The organism is Neisseria sp. P0009.S007 (assembly GCF_051962515.1).
Map to the genome: position 1 here is coordinate 8,172 of NZ_JBQCVF010000049.1, position 6,308 is coordinate 14,479.

A 6,308-nucleotide genomic window follows, 5' to 3' on the forward strand; every position below is an offset into this window, starting at 1 on the left:
ATCCTGATTTTCGCCGCCCTCGTCATCCTCCTGCTCGCCGTATCGCAATACCTGCGCCACCGCATGGACACCAAATACCGCGACCTGAGCATTATTGCGCTGCTGTTGCTCATCCTCATCTGCGGCACGCAATATCTTTCGTACAGCGAGCGTCAAAACTTTGCCGCCGATACGTCGCGCATGGTCGGCTTTCTCAATGCCTTGATTGAAAACCAAAAAGTTGAAAAACAAGACATCATCGTCAACAGCACGCGCCTGTTCAACGGCATGATTATCGGCATTAAAAACCAATACTACGAAGTCCATTTCAATCAAGACTTCTCCGCCTACACGCTGACGCCCATCAATTTGGTCAACAACAATATCGAACTCATCGATAAAGAATAACAGGATACACACACATGGAAGCATACTCCCTGCTCGCCCTCAAACTGCTGATGGGTATTTTAGGTTTGATTTTGCAAATCAACCTCTTAGGTAAAGGCAACCTCGCGCCGACCTCCGCCATGGACCAAGTGCAAAACTATGTACTCGGCGGCATCATCGGCGGCGTGATTTACAGCGACAGCGTCGGCCTGTTGCAATTTTTCCTCGTGCTGATTTTGTGGACGCTGTTGGTTTTGAGCCTGAAATTCATCAAAAACCACAACCGCTGGGTCAAATCCATCATTGACGGCAAATCCGTCTGGGTTATCGTCAACGGCAAAATCCAAACCGATGAATGCATGAAAAACGGCATCAGCGCACACGACCTCATGTTCAAACTCCGCGCCGCCGGCATCTACGAAATCTCTGCCGTCAAACGTGCCGTGATGGAACAAAACGGCCAGCTCGCCGTCATTAAGTACGGCGACGAAAGCTTGCGCTATCCACTGATTACAGACGGCCAAGTTGACCCCGACATCCTCGAAATCATTAAGCGTGATGAAGAATGGCTGCAACAGGAACTCGACCGCCTCCACCTTGAAGCCTCGCAAGTCTATATCGGCGAATACATAGACGGAAAATTGGTGGCACACCGTTATCCTTCTTGATTTGAAAATAGCAGGCCGTCTGAAACCTTGATTTCAGACGGCCTTTTTGTATCCGGTTCAAACACTGATTTTTTAATCGCGATATTCAAACGTTGTGCCCAAAAATTGAGCCAGCGCAGAGACGTGGGAATGTCGGGGATCTTTGACGGCGGTCAGCAGCAGGATATTGCCGTGTTGCCGCTCCAAATCCAGCAGCCGCTTGATGGCGGCCTGCTCGGCATCGCCTTGCAGCTCTTCATGATAACGGCTGACAAAACCGTCAAAATTCTCAGCCGGATTTTCGTGATACCAGCGACGCAGGTTTGCACTGGGCGTAATGTCTTTCAGCCAAAGCGCCGTAGCGAAAACTTCTTTATGGACGCCGCGCGGATAAAGGCGGTCGATAAAGACGGCGGTTTGTTTAGAATCGGGTTGATAGGCGTAAATGCGCTGTACGGCAAACATTTTTTCTCGTCTCCAATGGATTCAGGCCATCTGAAAATTCAGACGGCCTGATGTTTTTTAGGGTTTAGAACAGTTTTTTGACTTCTGCTTCGATATCGTCGGCACGCATAAAGGTTTCGCCGATCAGGAAAGTATGCACGCCGTGGTCGCGCATGAAATCGACGTCTTCTTTGTTGCGGATGCCGCTTTCGGTTACAACGGTTTTGCCGTTCAATTCAGGCAAGAGGTCGAGGGTTTGTTGCAGGGTCACTTCAAACGTACGCAGGTTGCGGTTGTTGACGCCCCACAACGGCGTGGTCATGTTGCGGCATTTTTCCAGCTCGGACACATCGTGCAACTCCAACAATACAGTCATGCCTAATTCGTGGGCAACGGCTTCAAAACGCTCAAGCTGCCCGGCTTCCAATGCGGCGGCAATCAGAAGAACCGCATCCGCACCCCACGCGCGCGCCTGATAGATTTGGTATTCGTCGATGATAAAGTCTTTACGCAAGACCGGCAGCGCCACGGCCGCACGCGCCTGTTTCAAATACTCCGGCGAGCCTTGGAAGTAAGGTTCGTCCGTCAACACGGACAAGCAGGCTGCACCGGCTTTTTCATAGGCAGCGGCGATTTCAGCAGGATGAAAATCAGGACGGATCAGGCCTTTGCTCGGGCTGGCTTTTTTGACTTCGGCAATAATGGCAGGTAGATTCTGCGTGTGTTTTTCACGGATCGAGCCGATAAAGCTGCGAACCGGCGCGGCAGCCTGCGCTTGGGCTTTGATGTCTTCCAAGGAAACGGCAGCTTTTTGGGCGGCCACTTCTTCTGCTTTGGTGGCAAGGATTTTGTTGAGAATATCGGTCATGGCGTTTTTCTATTGGGGCTGATTTTCGGGTTTGAATCGTGCAACATGCTGCTGCAGATTAGATTTCAGACGGCCTGAATGCCGCTATTTTAATGGTTTGAAAAAAGGCGGGCAAGAATGCCCGCCTTTGTGTCTGCTTCAATTTAGTGATGAATGCCCAAAACGGACGCGTTGTGGCTGATGATTTCGTCCGCCAAAGACGGATTGTCGTTTAGCTTGATACCGTAGCCGGGCACCAATTCTTTCAGACGGCCTGACCATGATTCGGCATGATCTGGGAAGCATTGGTTGATCAGCTTAATCATCAAAGGTACGGCGGTTGATGCACCTGGGGACGCGCCCAGCAATGCGGCCAGCGAGCCGTCGGCATGAGCGACGATTTCGGTACCAAATTGGAGTACGCCGCCTTTTTTCGGGTCTTTTTTGATGATTTGTACGCGTTGACCGGCGGTAATCAGTTCCCAATCGTCAGGATTGGCTTCCGGATAATACTCTAAGAGCGAAGTGAAGCGTTCTTCTTTGGTTTTGCGCAATTCGCCCAAGAGGTATTTGGTCAGCGGCATATTAGCCCAACCGGCGCGGAGCATAGGATAGAGGTTGTCCATGTGGATGGACATCGGCAGATCCATGAGCGAGCCTTGTTTGAGGAAGTTGGGGCGGAAGCCTGCATACGGGCCGAACATCAAATGGCGTTGGCCGTCCACGTTGCGGGTATCCAAATGCGGAACGGACATAGGGGGTGCGCCGACTGAGGCTTGGCCGTACACTTTGGCGTTGTGTTGCGCGGCCGTTTCGGGATTGCTATTGCGGAAGAAGAGGCCGGAAACCGGAAAGCCGCCGTAGCCTTTGCCTTCGGGGATACCAGATTTTTGCAGCAGGGTCAGTGCGCCGCCGCCTGCGCCGAGGAAGACGAAACGGGTGCGGAGTGTCAACGGGTCGTCATCGTCTTTGGTGCTGCTGGTTTTCAGCACCCATGCGCCGTCCGATTCGCGATTGAGGTCGTCGACATGGCGGTTGAATTTGATTTTTACGCCTTTGTCGCTCAAGTATTTGACCATCTGGCGGGTCAGGCTGCCGAAATCGACATCTGTGCCTTCGGCGGAGTAGTTGGCGGCGATGGATTGGTTTTCATCACGGCCGTTGACAACCAGCGGCGCCCATTCGGCAATTTTGGCGCGGTCAGTAGAAAACTCCATTTTTTCAAAGAGTTTTTGGTTTTTGAACACGTCGAAACGTTTTTGCAGATAACTGCAATGGTCGGCGTTCATCACCAGCGACATATGGGGAACGGAATTGATGAAAGTGCGGTCGGTCAGTTTGCCTTCTTCGACCAAAGTCGCCCAAAATTGGCGGCTGATATGGAATTGTTCGGCAATATTGAGGGCGCGGGTCGGATCGATCGTGCCGTCGGCAGTCAGGGGCGCATAGTTCAATTCACACAGCGCAGAGTGTCCCGTACCGGCATTGTTCCATGCATTTGATGATTCCAACGCTACATCTTCCAAGCGTTCGATCAGGGTGATTTCCCAAGATGGTTCGAGTTCTTTGAGCAATACGCCCAAAGTGGCGCTCATAATGCCGCCGCCTACTAATACGACATCGGTTGCTTCAGCCATGGTTTTACTCCTACTAAAGTCAGGCATGGTTTGCCTTGTGGTTATCTATCATTATAAACAACTGATTTCATAGGAATTATTTTGTATTTTTGTTGTGTGTGAAACTTTTGTTGCCTGCTGAGTTTCCGAGCGTAAATGGCGGAAGGCAGTTTCGGTTTGGGTTCCAGATTTCAGGTCTTTATAATATGTTATTGAGAATTTAGTAGATTTTACGGAGAAATGCAAAGATTTTCTGTTCGGTTCATATAAAAATAAGAGATTAGGCCGTCTGAAAACGTTTTCTTAACCTTTATCTACCAACGTTTGCCAAGAAAAAAGAATTTTTCATTTCTTTTTTAATTGACCGTTTTTGTCAGCAATTTCAGCGCTAACAAACGTGAATCAACCGCCAATCTGCTATCATTTCGACTTATCCCACAACAAGGCAAACCGCCATGTATCTGACACAAGAAAAGCCCTACCGCCCCCTATTGGTCGCACTGATGTTCCTCACCCTGCCGCTGGCGATGATATTGCACAATATCGTGCAAATCGCCTTTTCAGACGGCCAAGGCCTGCTGGTCACGGTCAAAGACGGCGCATGGGCATGGCAAAGCGGTTGGCAGGATTCCGTCGCATGGTTTGTCTGCGGCATGTTTGCCTTCCTCAACCTGCCGATTGCCGGCGGACTGACCAAGCTGGCGTATAAAAAAATGATGCGCCGGCATTCACGTTACGCCATTTTCCTTGCCGGTGTCGCAGCGTGTGCCTCGGCGGCGGCAGGTTTGATTTTTAAAGCCATCTTAGGCAATGCCGCATTGGCCGGTATGCGCGGGCAAGGCGTGTTTTACTACACCCTCTCCGTATGGATCATCGCCATGCTGACCCTGCCCAAACAGCTCACGCGCGCGCCGGAGCAGCCCATCGTCTTTCACAAAATGAAACGTTGATTCAACAGGTACAAACATTTTCAGACGGCATGCTTTCCGTTACCATTACATCCAACGCGTTTTAACCAATAAGGAATAACAAATGAATCAGGCGCAACAGCTCCGCGACGGCATACAGGCATTGGGTTTGGACATCGACGAAGCCAAACAGGCCAAACTCCTAGACTATGCCGCCCTGCTGCAAAAGTGGAACAAAACCTACAATCTGACCGCCCTGCGCAATCCTGCCCAAACCGTCAGCCATCACCTACTCGACAGCCTGACCCTCTTACCCAATATCGAACACGCCCAAACCATGCTCGACGTCGGCTCCGGCGGCGGACAGCCCGGCATACCCACCGCCATCTGTCGTCCCGACCTTGACATCACCCTCCTCGATGCCAACACCAAAAAAACCGCCTTTCTGCAACAAGCCGTCATCGAACTCGGCCTTAAAAACGTCCGCGTCATCAGCGGCCGCGTAGAAGCCGCCGCCGACTGCCGCGCCGACGTCATCACCAGCCGCGCCTTTGCCGAACTCGCCGACTTCGTCAACTGGACCGAGCACCTCCTCAAAGACGGCGGCTACTGGGCGGCCATGAAAGGCGTATATCCGCAAGAAGAAATCGACAAACTGCCCGAAAGCGTCGCCGTCGAAAAAGTCGAAGCATTGCACGTTCCCCAACTCAATGCCGAACGCCATATCGTCATCATCCGCAAAAAGGCCGTCTGAAAACAACCCAAGCATACCGAATAACGGTACAATCCAGCCATCCACACTTAATACGACAGCAAAGCACATGAGCGCACAAATCCTCGCCGTCGCCAACCAAAAAGGCGGAGTCGGCAAAACCACCACCACCGTCAACCTAGCCGCCTCCCTAGCCTCCAAAGGCCGCCGCGTCCTCGTCGTCGACCTCGACCCCCAAGGCAACGCCACCACAGGCAGCGGCATCAACAAAGCCACCATCGAAAACGGCGTTTACCAAGTTGTCCTCGGCGAAACCGACATCCCCAACGCCGTCGTCCGCAGCAAAGAAGGCGGCTACGACGTATTGGGCGCCAACCGTACACTGGCCGGCGCAGAAGTCGAACTCGTCCAAGAAATCGCACGCGAAATCCGCCTCAAAAACGCCCTGCAGCTCGTTGCCGACGACTACGACTACGTCCTCATCGACTGCCCCCCGTCCCTGACCCTGCTCACCCTCAACGGCCTTGTCGCCGCCAACGGTGTCATCGTCCCCATGCTTTGCGAATACTACGCCCTCGAAGGCATTTCCGACCTAGTGGCCACCGTCCGCAAAATCCGCCAAGCCATCAACCCCGACCTCGACGTAACCGGCATCGTCCGCACCATGTACGACAGCCGCAGCCGCCTCGTCGTCGAAGTCAGCGAACAGCTCAAACAACACTTCGGCAACCTGCTCTTCGACACCGTCATCCCCCGCAACATCCGCCT

At 52.4% G+C, this 6,308-nt stretch carries 8 protein-coding genes; 5 read left to right on the forward strand and 3 right to left on the reverse strand.

All coding sequences use genetic code 11. From position 1 onward, the window contains the following. Together ACTHS3_RS06370 and ACTHS3_RS06375 are read left to right on the forward strand one after the other, a co-directional pair. A partial coding sequence (locus ACTHS3_RS06370) for a DUF3290 family protein (RefSeq protein ID WP_440367427.1) occupies positions 1–387 on the forward strand: 387 nt, incomplete at its 5' end. A gap of 14 nt (positions 388–401) precedes the next feature. Then, positions 402–1,034, forward strand: a complete 633-nt coding sequence (locus ACTHS3_RS06375; RefSeq protein WP_049336846.1) for a DUF421 domain-containing protein — start codon at positions 402–404, stop codon at positions 1,032–1,034. Positions 1,035–1,106: 72 nt separating this feature from the next. Here the strand turns inward: ACTHS3_RS06375 and ACTHS3_RS06380 are convergent, their stop codons facing one another. The 3 genes from ACTHS3_RS06380 to ACTHS3_RS06390 form a co-directional block, all read right to left on the reverse strand. Then, the gene (locus ACTHS3_RS06380; protein ID WP_440367429.1) at positions 1,107–1,478 is read right to left on the reverse strand and encodes a DUF488 domain-containing protein; all 372 of its coding nucleotides are present in this window, start codon (positions 1,476–1,478) and stop codon (positions 1,107–1,109) included. A 64-nt stretch (positions 1,479–1,542) separates the two neighbouring features. Then, a complete protein-coding gene (gene trpC / locus ACTHS3_RS06385) occupies positions 1,543–2,325 on the reverse strand; it encodes an indole-3-glycerol phosphate synthase TrpC (protein WP_440367430.1) in 783 nt (260 codons plus the stop codon). A gap of 143 nt (positions 2,326–2,468) precedes the next feature. Continuing rightward, positions 2,469–3,941, reverse strand: coding sequence for a malate:quinone oxidoreductase (locus ACTHS3_RS06390; protein WP_049329291.1), 1,473 nt, complete (start codon positions 3,939–3,941; stop codon positions 2,469–2,471). A 434-nt stretch (positions 3,942–4,375) separates the two neighbouring features. Between ACTHS3_RS06390 and ACTHS3_RS06395 the strand changes: the two genes are divergently transcribed. From ACTHS3_RS06395 to ACTHS3_RS06405, 3 genes are all read left to right on the forward strand, one after another. After that, complete coding sequence (locus ACTHS3_RS06395) at positions 4,376–4,870, forward strand: hypothetical protein (protein WP_070624680.1); 495 nt, start codon at positions 4,376–4,378, stop codon at positions 4,868–4,870. Between the two features lie 82 nt (positions 4,871–4,952). Next, positions 4,953–5,582, forward strand: a complete 630-nt coding sequence (rsmG, locus tag ACTHS3_RS06400) for a 16S rRNA (guanine(527)-N(7))-methyltransferase RsmG (RefSeq protein WP_070624678.1) — start codon at positions 4,953–4,955, stop codon at positions 5,580–5,582. A gap of 67 nt (positions 5,583–5,649) precedes the next feature. Beyond that, on the forward strand, positions 5,650–6,308 hold a 659-nt coding region (locus ACTHS3_RS06405), incomplete at its 3' end, for a ParA family protein (protein ID WP_440367433.1).